The organism is Methylomonas sp. MED-D (assembly GCF_050276835.1).
Classification (GTDB): Bacteria; Pseudomonadota; Gammaproteobacteria; order Methylococcales; family Methylomonadaceae; genus Methylomonas; species Methylomonas koyamae_A.
On sequence record NZ_CP189965.1, the window covers coordinates 4,680,259 to 4,699,946 of the forward strand.

Sequence of the window (19,688 nt, forward strand, 5' to 3'; positions counted from 1 at the left end):
GCCGTGAGGTTGGGGGTTAACGATTAGCGGTACAGATTAGCTAATGCTACAATTTGCCGCAACTTTATAAATAATCTAGGGAATAGCCAATGGCTCAGGATGCAAACAATCTTATCTGGATAGACCTGGAAATGACAGGGTTGGATCCGGATAACGATTTGATCATCGAAATCGCAACCGTCGTTACCGATCCAAATTTAAACATCCTGGCCGAAGGCCCGGTGATAGCCGTCCATCAATCCGACGCGGCGTTGGCGGCGATGGACGACTGGAATCAACAGCATCACGGCCAATCCGGGCTCATTCAACGGGTCAAGGATTCCCGCATCGATGCCACCGCCGCCGAAGCCGAAACGTTGGAGTTTTTGCGGCAATGGTTGCCGGAACGGTCGTCGCCGATGTGCGGAAACAGCATTTGCCAGGATCGGCGTTTTTTGTACCGTTACATGCCCAAGCTGGAAGCCTTTTTTCATTACCGCAACCTGGACGTATCCACCGTTAAAGAACTGGCGGCGCGTTGGGCGCCCAAGGTCAAGGACGGTTACAACAAGCAAGCCTCGCATAAGGCGCTGGACGACATTCTCGAGTCCATTGAGGAATTGCGGCATTATCGCGAGCACTTTTTTAAATATTAATCCGTCCACTTGGGTTGGCTCGCTGCATTAACGACGGAGTTTGGCCCAGCGATACGGAATCAATAGATCGGCTTGCCAGATGCCTGGCTCGCCCCACGCCCTTTAATTTCAGGTACCACACAGCCATGCTAGACCCCCGTTTATTTAGAAGCGAACTGGAGACGGTTTGCCAGCAATTGCAACGCCGCGGCTTTCAATTCGATGCCGCCGCCTATCAAGCCCTGGAAGACCGCCGCAAGGACATTCAGGTCAAGACTCAGGATTTACAAAACGAACGCAACACCCGCTCGAAGGCCATCGGTCTAGCCAAGGCCAAGGGCGACGACATCCAGCCCTTGCTGGATCAAGTGGCCGATTTGGGCGACCAGCTCAAGGCCGCCGAAGCCGAATTGAACGACGTGCAAAACCAGTTAAACGCATTGATGGCCGGCATACCGAACATCCTCGACGCGGCGGTGCCGGACGGCAAAAGCGATGCCGATAACCTGGAAGTCAGCCGTTGGGGCGAGCCGCGCCAGTTCGATTTTCAACCCAAGGACCACGTCGATCTGGGCGAGCCGTTGGGCATGAACTTCGAATGGGGCGCCAAGATCGCCAGTGCCCGTTTCGTCGTGCTGGCCGGCAAACTGGCGACATTGCAACGGGCCATCATTCAACTGATGTTGAATACCCACATCAACGAGCACGGCTACCAGGAAACCTATGTGCCGTTCTTGGCCAACGCCGACAGCCTGCGCGGCACCGGCCAGTTGCCGAAGTTCGAGGCCGATTTGTTCACGGTGCAAAATGAGCCGACCTTCTACCTGATTCCGACCGCCGAAGTGCCGGTCACCAACATCGTCCGCGACGCCATTGTCGAAGCCAAGCAGATGCCGCTGAAGTTTGTCTGTCATTCGCCCTGCTTCCGCAGCGAGGCTGGCGCTTACGGCAGCGACGTGCGCGGCATGATTCGCCAGCACCAGTTCGAGAAGGTCGAGCTGGTGCAAATCGTGTCCGCCGAAACGTCCGCCCAGGCGCACGAGGAACTGACCGGCCACGCCGAGAAGATTTTGCAACTGCTGAATCTGCCTTACCGCAAAATGCTGCTGTGCGCCGGCGATACCGGCTTTTCGTCGGCCAAGACCTACGATCTGGAGGTCTGGTTGCCGGGGCAACAAAAATACCGGGAAATTTCGTCCTGTAGCAACTTCAAGGATTTCCAGGCCCGGCGCATGCAGGCGCGCTGGCGCAATCCGGACACCGGCAAGCCTGAGTTGGTGCATACCTTGAACGGCTCGGGACTGGCGGCCGGCCGCACCTTGATCGCGGTCATCGAAAACTATCAAAACGCCGACGGCTCGATCACGGTACCGGAAGCCTTGCGGCCTTATATGGGCGGGCTCGCGGAAATTCGCTAAGCAATTAGGGCCGGACACCGCAAGCCGGGGTAGCGATCCAAGCGCTACCCCGGCTTTTTTATGCCCCTACTGGGATTGGCAAAATAGTTTTGAACCAAAACTAACCTGGAGTATCATCGCCGCCGGAGTTGCGGCGGGCTCTTCGGTTCGCTCGGCTCCGACCATAATTTTAATAATTGACTGGGGTTAACATGAGCGAGAACAATCAAGTACAAGAGCCGTCGCTGTACGAACGTCTGGGCGGCGAAGCCGCCGTCAACGCGGCGGTCGATGTGTTTTACGGTAAGGTGTTGGATGATTATCGAATTAACCGCTTCTTCGAAAAAACCGATATGGCTAAACAAGTCGAGCACTTGAAAGCCTTCATGACCGTCGCTTTCGGCGGTCCCAACCAGTATACCGGTCGCTCCTTGCGCGACGGCCATGCCAGATTGGTTCAAAAGGGTTTGAGTGACAGCCACTTCGACGCCGTGATGGAACACCTGGGCGCGACGATGCAGGAACTGAACGTGCCGGCCGAGTTAATCGGCGAAGCGGCCGCCTTGGTCGAAAGCGTTCGCGGCGAAGTCCTCGGCCGTTGATGATCCGTGCCGCCATGCGCGCGGCTCGGCGCGTGGCGGCAATCCTGGGGATGGTTCATCCTCGGCGCTAGCTCGAGCCTGACAAATTTTCCGCCGCCCCCGTCCGGTTTTAGTATCCTAGCCGACCATTCCGTATTCGGTCGTCGTCATGTCGCTACATTCTCTTTACGCCACCGCGCCTAAGGCGCTGGAAGGCATCCTCGCCAACGAAATCCGCGCCCTCGGTGGCCAAAACGTCAAGGAAAAACTGGCCGGCGTGGCCTTCGACGGCGATCTGGCGCTGGCTTACCGGGTGTGCTTGTGGTCGCGAGTGGCCAACCGGGTGTTTCTGCCGCTGAGCGGTTTCGAGGTCAAATCCCAGCAGGACCTGTACGACGGCGTCAAGCGCATTAATTGGTTCGAGCATATCCAGCCCGACGCCAGTCTGGCGGTATCGTTCAACGCCAAGAACAGTCCGGCGATCAACAACACCCACTTTGGCGCGCAAAAGGTCAAGGATGCCATCGTCGACCAGATGCGGGCCAAGTTCAACAAGCGCCCCAGCGTCGATACCGAACGGCCGTCGCTTCGCGTCAATGTTTATCTACACAACGACTTGGCGCAACTCAGCCTGGACCTGTCCGGCGAGAGTTTGCACAAACGCGGCTTCCGCGACGTCAGCATCGCCGCGCCGATCAAGGAAAACCTGGCGGCGGCGATTTTGTTGCGCGCCGGCTGGCCCAAGATCGCCGAGCAAGGCGGCAGTTTGCTCGATCCGATGTGCGGTTCGGGGACGATGTTGTTGGAAGGCGCTCTGATCGCCGCCGACATCGCGCCGGGATTGCAGCGCGATTACTTTGGTTTTCTGGGCTGGAAAAAACACGATGCCGGTTTGTGGCAAAGCTTGCTCGACGAGGCCCGCCAACGCCGCGAAGCCGGAATAAACAAAATGCCGACCATCGTCGGCTTCGACCAGGACCGGCGTACCGTCGCCACTGCGGTTCAGCATGTCGAAAACGCCGGACTGTCCGGCAAGATTCATATCGAAAAACGCGACATCGGCGATGCGGCTGCGGCGGAAAGCTGGCCCAAGGGCTTGATCGCCTGCAACCCGCCCTACGGCGAACGGTTGGGCGACGAAGCAGAAACCGCCGCGCTGTACCGTCGCTTCGGCGAGGTGCTGAAACAGCGCTTCGCCGGCTGGCAGGCGGCGATGATCATTAGCGACCCCGAATTGGGTTTTAGGCTGGGCATTCGTTCGCAAAAGCCGATCACCTTGTTCAACGGCGCGCTCGAATGCAAATTGCTGCGTTTTAACATCGAGGAAAAAGCCTTCTTCGAGCCCAAGGCCAAGTCGCAACAGGAGCGGGCCGAATCGATCTGGCGCCGCGCCCAAGTCGAACAAGTCGACCCGCAAGCCGAGATGTTCGGCAACCGCTTGCGCAAGAATCTGAAGAAACTAGCCAAGTGGGCCAAGCAAAACCAGGTGCATTGCTACCGGCTGTACGACGCCGACCTGCCGGAATACGCGGTCGCGGTGGACCTTTACCACGGCGAAAAGCTTTGGGTCAATGTGCAGGAATACGAATCGCCGAAAACCATCGATCCGGCCAAGGCCAATCAACGCCTGGCCGGGGCAATGGCGGAGATTCCGAAAGTGCTGGAAATTCCGGCCAACCAGGTGTTTCTGAAAATCCGCCGCAAGCAAAAAGCCAGCGACCAATACGAAAAGCTCGGCGAACAAGGCCATTTTCACGTGGTCGAGGAAGGCGGTTGCAAGCTCTGGGTTAACTTCGAAGATTATCTGGATACCGGTCTGTTTCTGGATCACCGGCCGATGCGCTTGCGGATTCAGCGGGAGGCCAACGGAAAACGGTTTTTGAATTTGTTTGCTTACACCGGCACGGCCACTGTGCATGCGGCGGTCGGCGGCGCGGCCTCGTCGGTCACGGTCGATATGTCCAATACCTATCTGGACTGGGCCAAGCGTAATTTCGAACTCAACGGCATCCGCGGCGACCACAAGCTGGTGCGCGCCGATTGCCCAAAATGGCTGGCCGAGCAGGCGGCGTTAAAAAGCAAGCCGCAATTCGACTTGATCTTTCTCGATCCGCCGACTTTTTCCAATTCCAAGAAAATGGACGACGCCTTCGACATTCAAAGCGACCATGTGGTTTTGTTGAAAAACGCGTCCGCGTTGCTGGCGCAGGGCGGAGTGTTGTATTTTTCGACCAACTTCCGCCGCTTTAAACTCGACCTAGAGGCCTTGGCCGACCTGAACATCGAAGACATTACCGCGGCGACGATTCCCGAGGACTTCGCCCGCGACCAAAAAATTCATTATTGCTGGAGAATCACGCGATGAAGGATTGCCTGCACATCATCGTCAAGGGGCGGGTACAGGGCGTGTATTTTCGCGCCTACACCCAAAAGCAAGCGGTCAAACTGAATCTGTCCGGTTTCGTCCGAAATCTGCCAGACGGCAGCGTCGAAATCGTCGCTTCCGGACACCCGGACGATTTGCAAAAGTTGGTGGCCTGGTGTCACAAAGGGCCGCTATTGGCCAAGGTTGCCGAGCTTGTCGTCAATGCCCATCAGCCCGACGAACATTGGCAAGCATTCGAGATTCGTTGATATTGAGCTGAATCAACCTCGAACGTCTAACGTTGATGACAGCACTCAGGCTACATTTGTCGGATCAGGCGCGATTTGTCGCACAAATCCTGCGCCAATTTCAGGCGGGCTATCATCTCTCAGGGTTTTACGAATTCGGTTGGCAAGGCTTGGTCGGCTAACGATTCAGCGAGAATCTGCGCTATGCTCGATATCTGTATGTGGATGATCTGGTCGTCAAGGGTAAACGGCAAAATCCGGAATCAGGGTATAGGCAAACGTCTCATTGAATATGTCAAACAGGCAGCCCAATTTGCAAACTGCAATAATCTGGTTCTGGATACCCGCTTATACATGCCGCTAGCACAACGACGCTATTACCGACAAGGCTTGTCGGCGAAGGGTATGCATTTTGTTGAACACCTAAATGGCGGATTTGTTGCCTAACCCCGCTGCGCCATAATCTATGTGTCTGTAAACTGAGTGCCGTATCGCTTCGCGAGGTGGGCTTCAAGCTGCATCGTTCTCGGCGTACTTTGGTTTCGTTTTGTGACGGCGGTTGGGTTGGGTAAGCGTGGATGGAATTCGGACGACCGGACGAACTCCAATGAATTTAAGTACCCTTTTGTCGGGTGATCACCGCTTGCTGAACGGCCGTTGCAATTTCATTGGCGATTTTTTCGTCGGTAACCGCGCGCGCTAACGTTACGCCGCCAATCAGCATTGCAAAGTTAGCCCACGCATTATCAATAGCCGCCTGATCGGTTGTTTTGGATGTACCCTCTGCCGCAAGTTTGACTATCTTTAGCAACTCCGACTCAAATGCAGCTCGTATCGCTTCTTCGGAACGACAGACTTCCGGAGTTACACTTTGAAGTATGCAACTGTCGCCCAGATCGCAGGTGCGTTTTGGACCCATGTAAAACGTTGCAAATTCTTCCCACCAGTTTTCGCCATATTTCTGCTGAAAAGTGCCGATCCCGGATTTCAAGTCCTCCATTCCGGCAATGATCGCCGCTTTAAACGCCTCGGCTTTGGAGCTGAAGTGTCCGTAGAACGCCCCTGACGTCAGGCCGGCTTCCTTTGCCAAGCCATCGACGCCGATGCCACTGTAGCCGCCTTTTCGAAAGCAACGCCCGGCCGCCTCAATAATGCGCTGGCAGGTTTGTTGTTTTTGGTCTGCTGTATATCTCACGCGGGTATATCTAATGCTATTTGGGATTGACATTGTATCAAATGGCCAGCATCGGCATCTTTGACAAGATAACGATCGTTATATAATATTGTATAGCGATCGTTATTTAATGTTCGTCGCGTAGCTTCCGCTACGCGTAACCCCAAACAACAGGAAACCGACATGCCGCTTACTCTTACGCTAACAGAAGGTGTCTTACCCGCGGGAACCGAAAAGCTCGCTTTTCGCAGAATTTGCGATTCAATGTTGAAATGGCACGGGCTATCCGGCAATAAGGTGATGACGCCCAATGTCGTTGGCGCTATCCATCTGCTGCCCAAACATCAAACCTATTCAGGATTGCAAGAAACCGATGTCGTATTTATCGAATGGAAGGTGCCGTCATTTGCGTTTAACACACCAGAAATTCAGCAGGGACATATCGAAGAAGCCACCAACATTATTCATGAACTATCGGGCGGCAGCCTGCCTAAACACCAAATCTGGGCTAATGTCGTCCATGCTGTTGATGGCGCCTGGGGAATCGCTGGTCAGGCGTTGACCAATAAACAGTTAGGCGAGGCACTTTCCACAGGTTAAATTTAGATCCCTTCGCGGGTCGATTTCTCATCGCCCGCGAGTAGCTGTGTTTATTCACTCGGCAGGCGGCCCATGCCCAAAAGCCGCCCGCAAAGCTGCGACAACATCACGTTAGCGTCTAGTAAACGCACATTGATAAAAGGAAGAGATATGTCAAACGGTTATATCTCGAAAGCTGTCGAAGTCATGACACCTAACATCGAATGCGATATCAAACGACGGCTGTTGCTGGCTGGGATGGTCGGTGCGGTAGGCGCATTCACCGCGACGCCGTTGTTCGCACAAATCACATCGCAGGGCAATACGACAGTCTCCAGCGACGGTATCGTTCGAACTATCCTGCAAAGTCATGAAGATAATGAAGGCAACGAATTTCGTTTGGTCATGACCACCTATCCTCCAGGAGTGGGCTTGCCAGTTCACCATCATCCCTCAGTCGGTTTCAATTACATTCTTGAGGGGATAGCGGAATCGCAGTACGTTGACGAGCCAATACTAACCTTCAGAGCAGGGGATAGCTACCAAGACAAGGCCAACGCTCAACACCTGATTTTTCGCAATGCCGACAGGATTAATCCGCTGAAATATTTAATCACTTATACCACCCAAAAAGGCCAACCATTTTTGATGGTTCCTTAATGCCAAAGCGCTTATTGGGCATTTGGGACATCACGTCACCGGAAATACGCTATGAATAAACAACGAAAAGGTTTGCAGGTCATTTCGATACTTTTGTTATTGCAAGCCAATGCGCATGCTGCGGGAAATAGTTATACGCTTCCGCTTACTTTAGCGGTCGAAGCTGCCAGCGAAACGGTACGCTCCTGCGAAGCTTTGGGATATAACGTTTCGGTGGCTTTTGTCGATATGTTCGGTCAGCCCAAAGTTCAGCTAAAAAGCGACAAGAGTACGCCGCATACCTTCGAGACAGCCTATCGAAAAGCCTACACTATCGTGACGTTTGGCCCCAACTATCATTTAGAAACCAGCGGTCAAGTGGCCGAGCTAATGAGCAAAAACCTGGCATTTTATAATGCCGTACTCACTATCCCCAATGTCACGCTATTGCCCGGCGCATTAGCGATAAAAGTGCAAGGGAACCTCTGAAAAACTGCCGTTTTGAGTAACAGTCATTTCGAAAGCAGCTCAAAAAATTCAATAATCGCCCGTTTTTTCCATCAAAACAGTCGTTATTTGTCGAAAACAAGCCCTTTTCCGGGCCTATTTTCAAATTCCAGACGCAATCAGGCTGCGCCGCTCATACGCATCGCCGCGCAGTACATTGGCAATCGCGGTCAAAAAGGTCAGACGGGCGGCGTTTTTAGCCAAGCCGCGATAGCGGTTCTTGGCATAACCAAACCGAATTTTAATGTCCCGAAAGACGTGTTCGACCTTGGCGCGGCGACTGGCCAGTTCCCGCGCGGCTTGGCGAAGGCGCTGGGCCTGTTCGCTCTCGTCTTTCGCGAGCTTGGTCAGCTTGCCTGGACGCATCGCGATCACGCAGTCTGGCGGGTTGTCGCTGGACATCTCGGGGCGTTTATCCAAACCTTGATAACCGGCATCGCCGTGGACGAACTGTTCTTCGCCGTGTAGCAAAGAGGCGGCTTCTACTATGTCGCTGACGTTGCCCGAGGTGACTTTGAGGCTATGCACTAAGCCGGTTTCGCTATCGACGCCGATGTGGAATTTGCTGCCGAAAAACCATTGATTGCCTTTCTTGCTGGCATGCATCTCGGGATCGCGCGCTTTGTCTTGGTTTTTGGTCGAGGTCGGTGCGGCAATCAGGCTGGCATCGACGAGGGTGCCGGCTTTTAGAAACAGCCCTCGCTCTCCCAAGGTTTGGTTGATCGCCTGAAAGATCTGCTCGGTGAGCCCGTGTGCTTCCAACAGGTGCCGGAACTGCAAAATCGTACTTTCATCTGGCACGCCTTCCAGGCGGACACCGCAAAAACGTCGCAGCGATTCAATCTCGTAGAGCGCATCTTCCATTCCAGGATCGGAATAGTTGTAGACAATCTGTGCGACATGCACGTGTAGCATGGCATTCAAGGGAAACGGCTTGCGCCCGCGTCCTTTACCAGACGCATAATGCGGCTCGATCACCGCCACCATCAGCGACCACGGCAATAAGCCCTCGAGCTGGTCGAGAAACTTCTCGCGCCGGGTGACTTTGCCTTTGTTAGCGTATTCGGCATCGGCAAAACTGAGTTGTTGGGGCTGGTCCATGGGTGTCGTCTCTACCGCGATTTCGTTGAAATATTATACCGCTTGCTGTTTTTGGGAATTAATCAGAGGTTGCCTAACGCACAGAACATGAAAAAAGGAGATAGGATGTGAACTAGCGTGCTTAGTGCCGGCGCTACATAACTTAAAAACAATGAAAAAGTCGCGGCACACCCGGTGAGCCATCCCATCGCGACTACCTCTGCTTTTCGAAGTTCTGTGAAGTAGCTCATTGCAACAATGAATTAGATGGCTTGTATATGTCGAAACAATCTCGTCTACAAGATTATTTATTGGTCCGAATATTAAGCGCTTAACAACAAATCACCATGCATTAAAATAGCGGGATTTCAGGTGTGGTGGTAGCGACAGAATGCGGGCAAGAGCAATAGAATTGAACGAAAGCGAACGAGAGCAGCTCCAGCAAATTATCAAAAAAGGGAGCGATTGGCGAGAACGGGAGCGGGCACAGACCATTTTGATGTTAGCCAATGGCCAGACAGTCATTGCGATTGCAGAACAGCAAGGCGTGAAACCGGAAGCTATACGGGAGCGGCGGCGGAAGTGGTGGAGAAATGGGCTGAACAGTTTACCGGATCAACCCCGCAGTGGTGCACCAAGTAAATTGACTGACGCGCATCGATGCCGGCTCAAAGAATGGATCGATGCGGAACCTTTAAACTGCCGGGCATTGGTCAGTCGTCTAACGACGGAATGCGACGTGACGATTAGCGCCAGCACCTTGCGGAACGAGTTAAAACGGATGGGCTATGTATGGAAGCGCACCCGTTACAGTTTAAAAAAAAGCGTGATCCCGAGCGCTTCGAGCGGGCCCAACACGACATTGCCGCACTGATTCAGCAAGCGCAAGCCGGCGAAATCGAATTGGCCTATGTGGATGAGGCCGGATTTGCACCACAACCACCGAATCGTTCGGCTTGGACCAAAAGCGGAGAAGTTCATGCCATTACCGCTAAACGCGCGCAGCGGATGAACGTCATTGGCGCTTTGCTTTCATCGGGTCGATTAATGCTGACTAAGCTGTGGCAAAGCGTCAATGGTCTGTGGTTTTTTGGCTTTCTGATGGCATTGGTCCAACGCGTCAGCAAGCCATTGGTGGTGATTTTAGATAATGCGTCCATTCATACGGCCAAAAAACTGAAGCCGTATTGGGATTTGCTCGAAGAGAAAGGTATTCGATTTTATTTCCTGCCGCCCTATAGCCCTGAGTTGAATCGGATTGAATTGCTGTGGCATAAAATGAAATATGAATGGCTGCCATTCAAAACATTTATGCCGGATGAGCTTGAGCAGGCTATTGACGAAATTGGCCGAGGGTTTGGCTCACAATACACGCTAACTTTTTGCTAAGAGCTTATTTTACTTTCCGTATATCTTCGGTGATATACAGCAAAGGCCTAAATTGATCATATTTCTGCCATTGAATCCAATTAAGTGATAGACCGCAAAGGGTCGTTAGAGCCGTAGGGTGGATAAGCGAAGCGCCACCCACCTATTTGCGTTCCTATGGTGGATGGCGCTTCGCTTATCCACCCTACAACTTTTATTATTTGAATGGCTGATTTAAATTTTTAACCGACATTCAAGATAAATACACGAACTTCCGCCTTGGGTCGATTTCGGCAATTGGCGACTTCCAGAAAAACCTCATTCCCTACTGGCGCAATCATATCGAAATTGATGGCGGTTTTTCGACCGGAATCGGTGGTCGACCTTGTATTGGAACAGATGGCCGATTTCAATTGGAATGGCTGGCTGATTTGGGTCGGAATATCCAATAGCCGGCCTCTTGATGCTCCCTCACGCCACCTTGAATTGCGCGATCAGGTTTTGTAGGTTTTGATTGACATCGGAAATCGCCGAAGCGCTGAGTTTGTTGGTCTGGGCTTCTTGCGTGGTTTGTTTGGCCAGTTCGGCGGTATGCGAGAAATTGTTGGCGATTCGTTCGGCGACTTGCGATTGTTGCAACGAGGTCGCCGCGATCACCCGGCTTTGGCTCAATACCTCGCCTATCGACGACTTGATCCCGGCGAATACCTGATGGACATGATCGACCGCCTCGGCCGTGGTTTTCGCCGCCGCTTGTTGTTGATTCATTAGTTTGACCGTGGTTTCGGTGGCCCGATTAAGCCTCTCGATCAAGCCGCGAATCTGCTCGGCGGAGTCCGCTGTGTTCGACGCCAGTTTACGAACCTCGTCGGCGACCACCGCGAAGCCTCGCCCGTATTGTCCGGCCCTGGCGGCTTCGATCGCGGCATTCAAAGCCAGCAAATTAATCTGGTCGTTGAAGCCCTGAATCACGCCGAGCACGGTTTCGATGCCGGCGGCGTCGCGGCGCAGATGTTCCAACGACGCGGCGGTTTCGTCGGTGGCCTTGGCCAGTTCGGCGACTTGGACCTGAGTATGTCGCATATAGGCCACACCACTGTCGATCAGGCCGTGCGCCGAAGTGGTCGCATGTTGGCTGTCGGCCGCGCTGTTGGCGACATTCACGAAAGAACTGTGTAACTCGGTCATTTGTTGGGCGCCGGCTTCGGTGGCCTGGCGTTGGTCGGCGGTAATCGATTCCAGGCTTGCCGCGACCAGCAATATGTCTCGTCCGTATTGGTTCAAGGCCGAGGATTCCTGATTGATGTGGCGTATTAGCGACTCGAAATAATCATGCAATTTGTGTAGAGATTCCTTGACCAAATTGATTTCGGCGATTCGGCTGCGCAACGAAACCGAGCCGCGCAAATCGCCGCGCGCCAGCAGATCTACATGGTTGCTGATATGGGCGATGACATCGGCAAGATGGCGTTTGATATAAATCATCAGCATACAGATAGCGATCAAGATCGCGGTGCAGATCGCGACGATCGTGTACAGGATATGTTCGTAATACTGATATTCGCCGGCGATTTCGGTTTGCAGATCGGCGAACCGTTGTTGCAGCGTTTGCAGTTGCACGGCGGCTTGCGTCCGGCTGGCGGCTTTTTGGCGCGCGAACTGTTCGGCGCTACCCAGATCGATGTCGTAACGCCGAATCAGCGCGCCGATCTCGCTGATGGGTTCCTCGGCGAGGTCGCGCGCCTCGGCCACTCGCTCGGTCAACCCCAGACCGAAGTCCGGCTCCGCGTTGGCGGAGTCACGCATCACGCCCAGCAACGGCAACTGTTTATAACGATCGGCTAGCGCCAGCAGTTGGCGCTGATAACGCTGAATGTTCTCGGCCGAAACCGCTTCGCGGGCCGCGAAAAAGCTTTGTCTCGCTCGAGACAAATTCAACACTGCCGCTTGGGTTTGGCCTATCAATTCCCAGTAGGGTTGTTTGGTCTTGGCATCCACCGGCGCGCGAGACGCGTAGTCGATTAAGCCTTGCAAATGCCCGGACATTTGCTGTTCGTTGTTAATCAGCAGGATTTGCGGATCGGCCAATTTCCCGGCCGAGGTCAACTCGACGACGATGGATTGTTGAACGGTCCGCAACAAATCCAGGAACGGCGCTTTCAGCCGTTCGTCCACCTCGCGATTCGCTTCGATGTCGCGCACAGCCCGACCGACATTGGTATCGATGTCGGTTAACAAGGTGGCATCGCCGCTGGCCAGGTAATTGAAAACCGGCTGACTGATCCGGGTGTAAAACTGGTTCTGCTGTTGACCGACGAATTCGACGGCCTTGAAAGCGTGGTTAAGGTGTTGCAAGGAGCGAACCACCGCAACCGTGAAGCCGGTCAGGGTGAGGACCAACAAGAGACTGACAATTTTGGAGATACGGCTGATTTTCATGATGTCTGGCTTGGAACCCAAGAGGAATATGTACGGTTTAGCGTTCCGACGGATGACTAGGCTTTGAACTGCGATGCCATCGCGCGCATATCGCCGGCCAGCGTATCCATCCGGCCGGCCGCGTCTTTCAGGCGCGCCAGCGAATCGTTGTTTTTGTTACTCATCAGTTCGATGGCGGCCACTTTGCTGGCGATGCTCTCGCTAACCACCGACTGTTCGGCCAACGCCGTCGCGATCGTGTTGGTGGCGTCCACGACGCGGATGCTGCCTTCGCGAATGCCGCCTATGGCCTCGCCCGCCTGATGGGCCAACGCGACGTTTTGATCGACGCCCTGCACCACCTTACCGATATTGACGACGGCATCCTGCGCGCTGGCCTGGATGCGATCGACCAACTGCGTGATGTTTTCAGTCATCCGGGTGGTTTTTTCGGCCAGCGTGCGGACCTCGTCGGCGACCACCGCGAAACCGCGGCCTTGCTCGCCGGCACGGGCCGCTTCGATCGCGGCATTGAGTGCCAGCAGATTGGTCTGATCGGCGACATCCTTGATGGTTTGAACGATGCCGGAGATTTCTTGGGATTGCTGGCCGACCCGCTCCACGACTTTGGCGGTTTCCATCACGCCGTTCGAGGTGTTTTGCATCGCCGAGACGGTTTTTTCGATCACCGAGCTCCCGTCGGCGGATTGGCGGGACGAGGTGCTGGAAATGGTGTTGGCGTTTTGCGACGAATCGGAAATATGCGCAATGCTGGCGGTCATTTCTTCGATAGCGGCGGCCATTTCCGTGGTCGCCGCTTTCTGCGCGCCGACGCTGTAAGACAACTCGGCAACCGACGCCGTCATGTCGCGCGCATAGCTGGCGACCGAATCGGCGCTACGCTTTATTTGGCCGATCGCATTCTGCCAAACCTGCAACAAGTCGTTGAAGCTTTTGCCGATCGCCGATATTTCGTCGTCGCCGGCGGCCGGCATCCGCAAGGTCAGATTGCGATTGGCGCTAATGCCGGAGATGACTTGCTGAAAGTCCGCGACCTGCCGCGCGATATGCAGCGCGGTGAACAATACCAGGCTGCCGCAGATCACCAACAGCGCGGCGAAGATCGCCAACTGAGTATTGCGGATTTGCCGAAACTCGTCTTGAGAGCTTTGGATTTGCCGGTTCAGGCGATCATGCTGGCCGGTTTCGAACGCTTCCACCAACTTGTTAATGCTGTCGGTGGTGCTTCTATCCATGCCCTTGACCAGCGCATCGGTTTTCTTGCCGGCTTCCGGGTCGGCCTGATCGAATTGCGCCAAGGCCGATCGGTATTTCTTGCCCATCTCCCGATGCTCGCTCAGCAGATTTTCGATATCGCGCGCAAACGGCGACCCCACCGCGCGTAGCGCCTCCAATGCCTGAGTCAGTTTGGTGCCGACCAAGCTTTCCGAAGCGGAAAAACCCTGGGAATATTTTTCGAAATTGGCCGCATCGTTACCGCGCAGCAAGATGTTTTTCCATTCCTGCACCTGGGTCTTGAACGCGATGTTAGCGCTCTGAATCAGCACCAGCGTATGCATGCCGCTTTCGAAACTGCTGTAGTCTTCCTTAACCTTGCCGTGGATTTGTTCGATCTGATACAGGCTTCCCAGCCCCAGAAGCATAAATCCGCTGACTGCCGCGGCCAGGATGACGTAGAGTCGAGCTTTAATCGTTAGATTAGCCATAAGCCTATACTCCTGTGAGAATTGCCGACGTCGGATCGCCGGAATATTAAACGGTGTTTATGACAGTTTTGTTACAAGCGGGCCGGCAATCCGCCGCGTTATTTGCAGTTGCGTCAAGCTGTAACCCAGCTAGAACAATTGGCGCGGTTCATCAGAGTTGACTGCATGACGCATCGCTAGTATTGCAACTTAGCCGATCAAGATTTTAGTGTAGAGCGTTTTGCAAAAACGGGCGCTTAATTTCCAAGCTTGCCGCTCAGGTATCGCGACGACTGGAAAATACGGCGATATCGCGCTGAATCAAGAGCTAAAATCGACCGGATTTTGGCCGGTCGAACGGTAATACCGAAAGCGGCTCCGGCTAGTGCCAGCCGCCGTACTGCGTGGTGGGATCGCCGCGAAAACCGGCGGTAGTTTTGTTGGCGTCCGGAACGTGAGCGGTATTTTCGGCGGCGCGTACCAGATTGTTGTGGTTGTATCCGCCCATCGCCTTCGCGCTCTTGGCGATCGCGGTCGTGGTTGGGTTGATGTCGTATTTGCTGATTTCCGGATAAATCACCACGCTGGTCATCGTGTCGCCGGATTTTCCGGGTGGCGGGGCGTAGGTCAGTAATACCGGTAGCGGCGTTCCGGCCGGCGCGTCGATTTCGTAACGCTGGCTGTCTTGCAATTCAAGGCTGGTCAGCACCTTGCCGGCCTCGGTCGACAGCGTAACCGTACCGGCCTTAACCGGCCCGGTATTGTCGCTGACCGTGCCGCGCAATGTCGTGGCCCGCGGAAAGGTTTTGAGCGGCGCGTTCGCCGCGATGGCGGTTTGGGCTTGCTCCTGGCCGCAACCGGCCAGCAGGATGCCGGCCAGGATTGGGCCGCTTAGGTAAACAATAGCTCTCATAGTGGTTTTCCCCCGTTGCAATGCGCCGGCTCCGTTCGACGAATGGCCGGCTTAGCCACAAGATAACGGCTTCTCCGCCGGCGGACAAGTCCGCCGCGACACCCGCCACAGTTGAATAATGGTCGCGACGCCGTTATAGTGGCGCGACTTTTATACTTGCAAATCAACGCCATGCCATCTTTCGACATCGTTTCAGAACTCGACGCCCACGAAGTGACCAATGCCGTGGACCAAGCCAACAAGGAAGTCTCGACCCGCTTCGATTTCAAGGGCTCCAACGCCAATTTCGAACAATCCGACGACGGCATTCAGATGAAGGCCGAATCGACGTTTCAATTGCAACAAATGTTGCCGATTTTATACGCCAAGATGGGCAAGCGCGGCATCGACATTTCCGCGCTGGAAAGCGGCAAAATCACCGACACCGGCAAGACCGCGACTCAAACCATTACGTTGAAGCAGGGTATCGGCAGCGACGCGGCGAAAAAAATCGTCAAATTGATCAAGGACAAGAAGATGAAAGTGCAGGCGGCGATTAACGGCGACAAGGTGCGGGTTACCGGCAAGAAACGCGACGATTTGCAGGAAGTGATTCAGATGCTGCGCGCCGAGGACTTGGAACAGCCGTTGCAATTCAACAATTTTCGCGATTGAAGCCGGTTTGGACACCGCGATCAACGAAGCCCGCATCGGCCTAACCGCACCGCCTCTGGCGGTCGACGCCTGGCTGCAAGGCGATCCCACCTCGCTAAGCGATCTGGTCGACCGCGTCGTGCTGGTCGCGGTATTTCAAGTCAATTGCCCCGGCTGTTTTTTGCACTGTCTGCCGCGCGTCGAAGGCCTGCATCGGCGTTACCGGGAACAAGGCTTGACGGTGTTGGGCCTAGCGACCGCCTTCGAGGATTTCGAAAAAAATACCGTCGCCAATCTGCGCCTGTTGTTGGAAGAAGGCCGGGTCATCGGCGAAACCGAAAAACTGTTGAGCCAATACGGCTTGCTGGAGCGCGGCACCTGGCCTTATCGCTTGAGTTTTCCGGTAGCGATGGACCATTTGACGCCGCGCGAAACGGACGGGACAGCCGCCGAAGTCGAGCGCTTCATCGAACAACGGATCGACGATTTTCAGGCGCGGGCGCCCGCCGAGCAGCACGCACTGCGCGCCCATTTGCGCGACTATTTTTCCAGGCAACCCTTCCGGCCGGAAAGCTTCGAGCGTTACCAGTTACAAGGCACGCCATCCTACCTGCTCATCGACCGGAACGGCCATCTGGTCGCCAGCCGCTTCGGCGCCTACGAGACGCTGGAAGCGGACTTAATCGCGTTGCTGTAAACCTTCTCGGGTCAGCCTCCGGGCTGATCCGACCTTTTTTCTCCAGGACTCGCCATGACCACACCCTTGCTGATCGCCAAAGCCGGCACCGCCGAATTGAACCTGCTACCGGCGATGGCCAATCGCCACGGTCTGATTGCCGGAGCCACCGGTACCGGCAAAACCATCACGCTGCAAACGCTGGCCGAGGCCTTTTCGGAAATCGGCGTGCCGGTATTCGTGGCCGACGTCAAGGGCGATCTGGCCGGCCTGAGCCGGGCCGGCGGCGGCAATCCCAAGGTGGAAACCCGCTTGGCGGACCTGGCTATCCAGGATAGCCGGCCGGCCGCGGCGCCGGTGCTGTTCTGGGACGTGTTCGGCATGAAGGGCCATCCGCTGCGCGCCACGATCTCGGACATGGGGCCACTGCTGCTGGCGCGGATGTTGAACCTGAACGACGTGCAGAGCGGCGTATTGACCGCCGCGTTCAAGATCGCCGACGACCAGGGCTGGCTGTTGCTGGATCTGAAAGACCTGAAGGCGATGCTGCAGTACGTTGCCGAGCACGGCGCCGAACTGGCCGACGACTACGGCAAACTCTCGGCGGCCAGCGTCGGCGCGATTCAACGCGGCTTGCTGCAACTGGAGCACGAGGGCGGCGAACACTTGTTCGGCGAGCCGGCCCTGGATTTCAACGATCTGCTGCAAACCGACGGCTCGCGAGGGGTGATCAACATCCTAGCCGCCGAAACCTTGTACCAATCGCCGCGCGTTTACGCGACGCTGCTGCTGTGGCTGTTGTCGGAATTGTTCGAAAACCTGCCGGAAGCCGGCGACTTGGACCAGCCCAAATTGGTATTTTTCTTCGACGAGGCTCACCTGTTATTCAACGACGCCCCGGCGGCCTTGTTGCAGAAAATCGAACACGTCGTGCGCTTGATTCGTTCCAAGGGCGTCGGCGTGTATTTCGTCAGCCAAAATCCCCAAGATATTCCGGACATCGTTCTCGGCCAGCTCGGCAATCGCATGCAGCACGCGTTACGCGCCTTTACGCCCCGCGATCAAAAAGCCGTCAGGGCCGCCGCCGAAACCTTTCGCGCCAATCCCGGACTGGACGTGGCCGCCGCGATCGGCGAGCTGGGCGTCGGCGAAGCCTTGGTGTCGTTGTTGGACGAACAGGGGACGCCGCTGCCGGTCGAACGCGCCTTGATAAAGCCGCCGCGCTCGCGAATCGGCCCGGTCAGCGACGCCGAGCGGCGCGAGACGCTGGCCGCATCGATCATCGCCGGCCATTACGAAAAACAGATCGATCGCGAATCGGCCTACGAAATCTTGAAACAACGGGCCGGAAAGGCAGAAGCCTCGACGTCCGGCGGCGGATTCGATTGGGGCCAAGTGCTGCCGGGCGGCGGCCAATCCGGATCGCGGCGGCGCGGCGGCCAAAGCGTCCTGGAAGCCGCCGCGAAAAGCGCCGCGCGCAGCATCGGCCAGGAACTTGGCCGCCAAATCATCCGCGGCGTACTGGGCTCGTTGCTCGGCGGTCGGCGCTAGCGCTAAAACACTGCTGACACCACGCTGTCAGTAGCGCTGGTTTAGCATGACCGCTCTTTTAACTGCAACGAGGAGAGCATCATGAACAACAATCTAGCTACTTGGTTCGAACTACCCGCCGCCGATCTTGGCCGCGCCCAGGACTTTTACCGTCACGTGTTGAATTCGACGTTCAAGCTGGAAGAGATGAATGACATGAACTTGGCGATTTTCGAAGCCGAGGAAGGCGCGGTCAGCGGCATGTTGGTGCAGGGCGAGTGCTATCAACCCTCCGAGACCGGCGCGGTGGTGTATTTCAACGGCGGCGCCGATTTAAACGAGCCGCTGGCGAAGGTCGAAGCCGGCGGCGGCCGGGTGCTGGTGCCGAAAACGCCGATTCACGACGGCGACTGCGGTTACTTCGCGCTGTTCATCGACAGCGAAGGCAACCGGGTCGGCTTGTATTCGCCGGCTTAGCGAGGCCATCGACCGCACATGCGCCGAGCGGACCGCCTATTTCAGATCGTCCAGATTCTGCGCAACCGACGTTTGGTGACCGCCAAGGCGCTGGCCGAGCGGCTGGAAGTCTCGGAGCGCACGATTTACCGCGACATCCAGGTGCTCAGCCTGTCCGGCATTCCGATCGAAGGCGAAGCCGGCGTCGGCTACGCGTTACGGCACGGCCTGGATATTCCGCCGATCATGTTCAGCGCCGCCGAACTGGAGGCGCTGGTGGTCGGCGCCAGGATGGTCAAGACTTGGGGCGGCACCGAACTGGGCCGCTCCGCGCAGTCGGTGCTGGACAAGGTCGCGGCGGTCGTGCCGGCCGAATTGCGCGACCGCCTGGATCGCTCAAAACTGTTCGCGCTACGCTTCTCGCGGCGCGACGATTTGGATGTGACCTTGGACATTTGCCGCAAGGCCTTGGACGAGAAACACGTATTACAGATCGATTACCGGCGCGGCGACGGCGAATTCAGTCAACGCCGGATTCGGCCGCTGGGCTTGTATTTTTGGGGCAACGTCTGGACCCTGGTCGGCTGGTGCGAACTGCGCGGCGACTTCCGCAACTTTCGCTTGGACCGCATCGAGCTAGCGCGGGTACTTGAGGAGACCTTCAGCGAAGACCCCGGCCAAACCTTGCAGGATTTCATCCGCCGGATGCATAGCCAGCCGCAGTGACACTTACCAATCAAACCCGCATAAGCAGTTGAGGCTGAGTGCAGTTTTTCTGCAGATAAATTGACAAGTGGCTATATT

General features: G+C 55.6%; 21 protein-coding genes. 16 read left to right on the forward strand and 5 right to left on the reverse strand.

Annotation, left to right across the window (positions count from 1 at the left end):
• Positions 1–89: 89 nt before the first annotated feature.
• From orn to ACQE3E_RS20845, 6 genes are all read left to right on the forward strand, one after another.
• Positions 90–635: an oligoribonuclease gene (gene orn / locus ACQE3E_RS20820; protein ID WP_313730432.1), complete on the forward strand. Its 546-nt coding sequence runs from the start codon at positions 90–92 to the stop codon at positions 633–635.
• Between the two features lie 125 nt (positions 636–760).
• Positions 761–2,032 carry a serine--tRNA ligase gene (gene serS / locus ACQE3E_RS20825; protein WP_313730431.1) on the forward strand — a complete coding sequence of 424 codons (1,272 nt, stop codon included), beginning with the start codon at positions 761–763 and terminating at the stop codon, positions 2,030–2,032.
• Positions 2,033–2,223: 191 nt separating this feature from the next.
• Positions 2,224–2,613 (forward strand): group I truncated hemoglobin, encoded by a 390-nt coding sequence (locus ACQE3E_RS20830; protein WP_064030956.1) that lies wholly within the window; start codon positions 2,224–2,226, stop codon positions 2,611–2,613.
• Positions 2,614–2,761: 148 nt separating this feature from the next.
• The gene (gene rlmKL / locus ACQE3E_RS20835) at positions 2,762–4,957 is read left to right on the forward strand and encodes a bifunctional 23S rRNA (guanine(2069)-N(7))-methyltransferase RlmK/23S rRNA (guanine(2445)-N(2))-methyltransferase RlmL (protein WP_427501019.1); all 2,196 of its coding nucleotides are present in this window, start codon (positions 2,762–2,764) and stop codon (positions 4,955–4,957) included.
• Positions 4,954–5,226: an acylphosphatase gene (gene yccX, locus ACQE3E_RS20840; protein WP_064030954.1), complete on the forward strand. Its 273-nt coding sequence runs from the start codon at positions 4,954–4,956 to the stop codon at positions 5,224–5,226. The genes rlmKL and yccX overlap by 4 nt, the downstream gene beginning before the upstream one ends.
• A gap of 204 nt (positions 5,227–5,430) precedes the next feature.
• Positions 5,431–5,652 carry a GNAT family N-acetyltransferase gene (locus ACQE3E_RS20845; protein ID WP_427501660.1) on the forward strand — a complete coding sequence of 74 codons (222 nt, stop codon included), beginning with the start codon at positions 5,431–5,433 and terminating at the stop codon, positions 5,650–5,652.
• Positions 5,653–5,818: 166 nt separating this feature from the next.
• On the opposite strand, the gene ACQE3E_RS20850 is transcribed toward ACQE3E_RS20845, so the two are convergent.
• Positions 5,819–6,400: a TetR/AcrR family transcriptional regulator gene (locus ACQE3E_RS20850; RefSeq protein WP_313730429.1), complete on the reverse strand. Its 582-nt coding sequence runs from the start codon at positions 6,398–6,400 to the stop codon at positions 5,819–5,821.
• Positions 6,401–6,562: 162 nt separating this feature from the next.
• On the opposite strand from ACQE3E_RS20850, the gene ACQE3E_RS20855 reads away from it, so the two are divergent.
• The 3 genes from ACQE3E_RS20855 (at position 6,563) to ACQE3E_RS20865 (ending at position 8,086) form a co-directional block, all read left to right on the forward strand.
• Positions 6,563–6,979 (forward strand): 4-oxalocrotonate tautomerase, encoded by a 417-nt coding sequence (locus ACQE3E_RS20855; RefSeq protein WP_313730428.1) that lies wholly within the window; start codon positions 6,563–6,565, stop codon positions 6,977–6,979.
• 150 nt (positions 6,980–7,129) lie between these two features.
• Complete coding sequence (locus ACQE3E_RS20860; RefSeq protein ID WP_313730427.1) at positions 7,130–7,618, forward strand: cupin domain-containing protein; 489 nt, start codon at positions 7,130–7,132, stop codon at positions 7,616–7,618.
• 51 nt (positions 7,619–7,669) lie between these two features.
• Positions 7,670–8,086 carry a GlcG/HbpS family heme-binding protein gene (locus ACQE3E_RS20865; protein ID WP_313730426.1) on the forward strand — a complete coding sequence of 139 codons (417 nt, stop codon included), beginning with the start codon at positions 7,670–7,672 and terminating at the stop codon, positions 8,084–8,086.
• Between the two features lie 120 nt (positions 8,087–8,206).
• On the opposite strand, the gene ACQE3E_RS20870 is transcribed toward ACQE3E_RS20865, so the two are convergent.
• Positions 8,207–9,205, reverse strand: coding sequence for an IS5 family transposase (locus ACQE3E_RS20870; RefSeq protein ID WP_427501020.1), 999 nt, complete (start codon positions 9,203–9,205; stop codon positions 8,207–8,209).
• A 370-nt stretch (positions 9,206–9,575) separates the two neighbouring features.
• On the opposite strand from ACQE3E_RS20870, the gene ACQE3E_RS20875 reads away from it, so the two are divergent.
• Positions 9,576–10,058 (forward strand): helix-turn-helix domain-containing protein, encoded by a 483-nt coding sequence (locus tag ACQE3E_RS20875; RefSeq protein WP_313728406.1) that lies wholly within the window; start codon positions 9,576–9,578, stop codon positions 10,056–10,058.
• Positions 9,977–10,573, forward strand: coding sequence for an IS630 family transposase (locus ACQE3E_RS20880; protein ID WP_313728407.1), 597 nt, complete (start codon positions 9,977–9,979; stop codon positions 10,571–10,573). Before ACQE3E_RS20875 ends, ACQE3E_RS20880 begins: the two co-directional genes overlap by 82 nt.
• A 450-nt stretch (positions 10,574–11,023) precedes the next feature.
• Here the strand turns inward: ACQE3E_RS20880 and ACQE3E_RS20885 are convergent, their stop codons facing one another.
• The 3 genes from ACQE3E_RS20885 to ACQE3E_RS20895 all read right to left on the reverse strand — a co-directional run bounded on the left by ACQE3E_RS20885 (position 11,024) and on the right by ACQE3E_RS20895 (position 15,589).
• The gene (locus tag ACQE3E_RS20885; protein ID WP_313730424.1) at positions 11,024–12,991 is read right to left on the reverse strand and encodes a methyl-accepting chemotaxis protein; all 1,968 of its coding nucleotides are present in this window, start codon (positions 12,989–12,991) and stop codon (positions 11,024–11,026) included.
• A 56-nt stretch (positions 12,992–13,047) separates the two neighbouring features.
• Positions 13,048–14,697, reverse strand: coding sequence for a methyl-accepting chemotaxis protein (locus ACQE3E_RS20890; protein WP_281021567.1), 1,650 nt, complete (start codon positions 14,695–14,697; stop codon positions 13,048–13,050).
• A 361-nt stretch (positions 14,698–15,058) separates the two neighbouring features.
• Positions 15,059–15,589, reverse strand: coding sequence for a hypothetical protein (locus tag ACQE3E_RS20895; protein ID WP_313730423.1), 531 nt, complete (start codon positions 15,587–15,589; stop codon positions 15,059–15,061).
• A 171-nt stretch (positions 15,590–15,760) separates the two neighbouring features.
• On the opposite strand from ACQE3E_RS20895, the gene ACQE3E_RS20900 reads away from it, so the two are divergent.
• The 5 genes from ACQE3E_RS20900 (at position 15,761) to ACQE3E_RS20920 (ending at position 19,610) form a co-directional block, all read left to right on the forward strand.
• On the forward strand, positions 15,761–16,243 hold the full coding sequence (locus ACQE3E_RS20900) for a YajQ family cyclic di-GMP-binding protein (protein WP_064030771.1): 483 nt from the start codon (positions 15,761–15,763) through the stop codon (positions 16,241–16,243).
• Positions 16,244–16,250: 7 nt separating this feature from the next.
• Entirely contained in the window at positions 16,251–16,919 is a 669-nt protein-coding gene (locus tag ACQE3E_RS20905; RefSeq protein WP_427501021.1) for a TlpA family protein disulfide reductase, read from the forward strand.
• 54 nt (positions 16,920–16,973) lie between these two features.
• A complete protein-coding gene (locus ACQE3E_RS20910; RefSeq protein WP_427501022.1) occupies positions 16,974–18,449 on the forward strand; it encodes a helicase HerA-like domain-containing protein in 1,476 nt (491 codons plus the stop codon).
• A gap of 81 nt (positions 18,450–18,530) precedes the next feature.
• On the forward strand, positions 18,531–18,905 hold the full coding sequence (locus tag ACQE3E_RS20915) for a VOC family protein (RefSeq protein ID WP_064030748.1): 375 nt from the start codon (positions 18,531–18,533) through the stop codon (positions 18,903–18,905).
• Positions 18,906–18,923: 18 nt separating this feature from the next.
• Entirely contained in the window at positions 18,924–19,610 is a 687-nt protein-coding gene (locus ACQE3E_RS20920) for a helix-turn-helix transcriptional regulator (RefSeq protein ID WP_313730420.1), read from the forward strand.
• Positions 19,611–19,688 lie beyond the last annotated feature (78 nt).

Coding starts and splice junctions, on each gene's coding strand:
- ACQE3E_RS20845 (WP_427501660.1), top strand. CDS start 5,431: ATGATCTGGTCGTCAAGGGTAAACGGCAAAATCCGGAATCAGGGTATA.
- serS (WP_313730431.1), top strand. CDS start 761: ATGCTAGACCCCCGTTTATTTAGAAGCGAACTGGAGACGGTTTGCCAG.
- ACQE3E_RS20885 (WP_313730424.1), bottom strand. CDS start 12,991: ATGAAAATCAGCCGTATCTCCAAAATTGTCAGTCTCTTGTTGGTCCTC.
- ACQE3E_RS20865 (WP_313730426.1), top strand. CDS start 7,670: ATGAATAAACAACGAAAAGGTTTGCAGGTCATTTCGATACTTTTGTTA.
- ACQE3E_RS20895 (WP_313730423.1), bottom strand. CDS start 15,589: ATGAGAGCTATTGTTTACCTAAGCGGCCCAATCCTGGCCGGCATCCTG.
- ACQE3E_RS20855 (WP_313730428.1), top strand. CDS start 6,563: ATGCCGCTTACTCTTACGCTAACAGAAGGTGTCTTACCCGCGGGAACC.
- ACQE3E_RS20860 (WP_313730427.1), top strand. CDS start 7,130: ATGTCAAACGGTTATATCTCGAAAGCTGTCGAAGTCATGACACCTAAC.
- yccX (WP_064030954.1), top strand. CDS start 4,954: ATGAAGGATTGCCTGCACATCATCGTCAAGGGGCGGGTACAGGGCGTG.
- ACQE3E_RS20830 (WP_064030956.1), top strand. CDS start 2,224: ATGAGCGAGAACAATCAAGTACAAGAGCCGTCGCTGTACGAACGTCTG.
- ACQE3E_RS20900 (WP_064030771.1), top strand. CDS start 15,761: ATGCCATCTTTCGACATCGTTTCAGAACTCGACGCCCACGAAGTGACC.
- orn (WP_313730432.1), top strand. CDS start 90: ATGGCTCAGGATGCAAACAATCTTATCTGGATAGACCTGGAAATGACA.
- rlmKL (WP_427501019.1), top strand. CDS start 2,762: ATGTCGCTACATTCTCTTTACGCCACCGCGCCTAAGGCGCTGGAAGGC.
- ACQE3E_RS20870 (WP_427501020.1), bottom strand. CDS start 9,205: ATGGACCAGCCCCAACAACTCAGTTTTGCCGATGCCGAATACGCTAAC.
- ACQE3E_RS20875 (WP_313728406.1), top strand. CDS start 9,576: ATGCGGGCAAGAGCAATAGAATTGAACGAAAGCGAACGAGAGCAGCTC.
- ACQE3E_RS20910 (WP_427501022.1), top strand. CDS start 16,974: ATGACCACACCCTTGCTGATCGCCAAAGCCGGCACCGCCGAATTGAAC.
- ACQE3E_RS20880 (WP_313728407.1), top strand. CDS start 9,977: ATGGAAGCGCACCCGTTACAGTTTAAAAAAAAGCGTGATCCCGAGCGC.
- ACQE3E_RS20890 (WP_281021567.1), bottom strand. CDS start 14,697: ATGGCTAATCTAACGATTAAAGCTCGACTCTACGTCATCCTGGCCGCG.
- ACQE3E_RS20920 (WP_313730420.1), top strand. CDS start 18,924: ATGCGCCGAGCGGACCGCCTATTTCAGATCGTCCAGATTCTGCGCAAC.
- ACQE3E_RS20915 (WP_064030748.1), top strand. CDS start 18,531: ATGAACAACAATCTAGCTACTTGGTTCGAACTACCCGCCGCCGATCTT.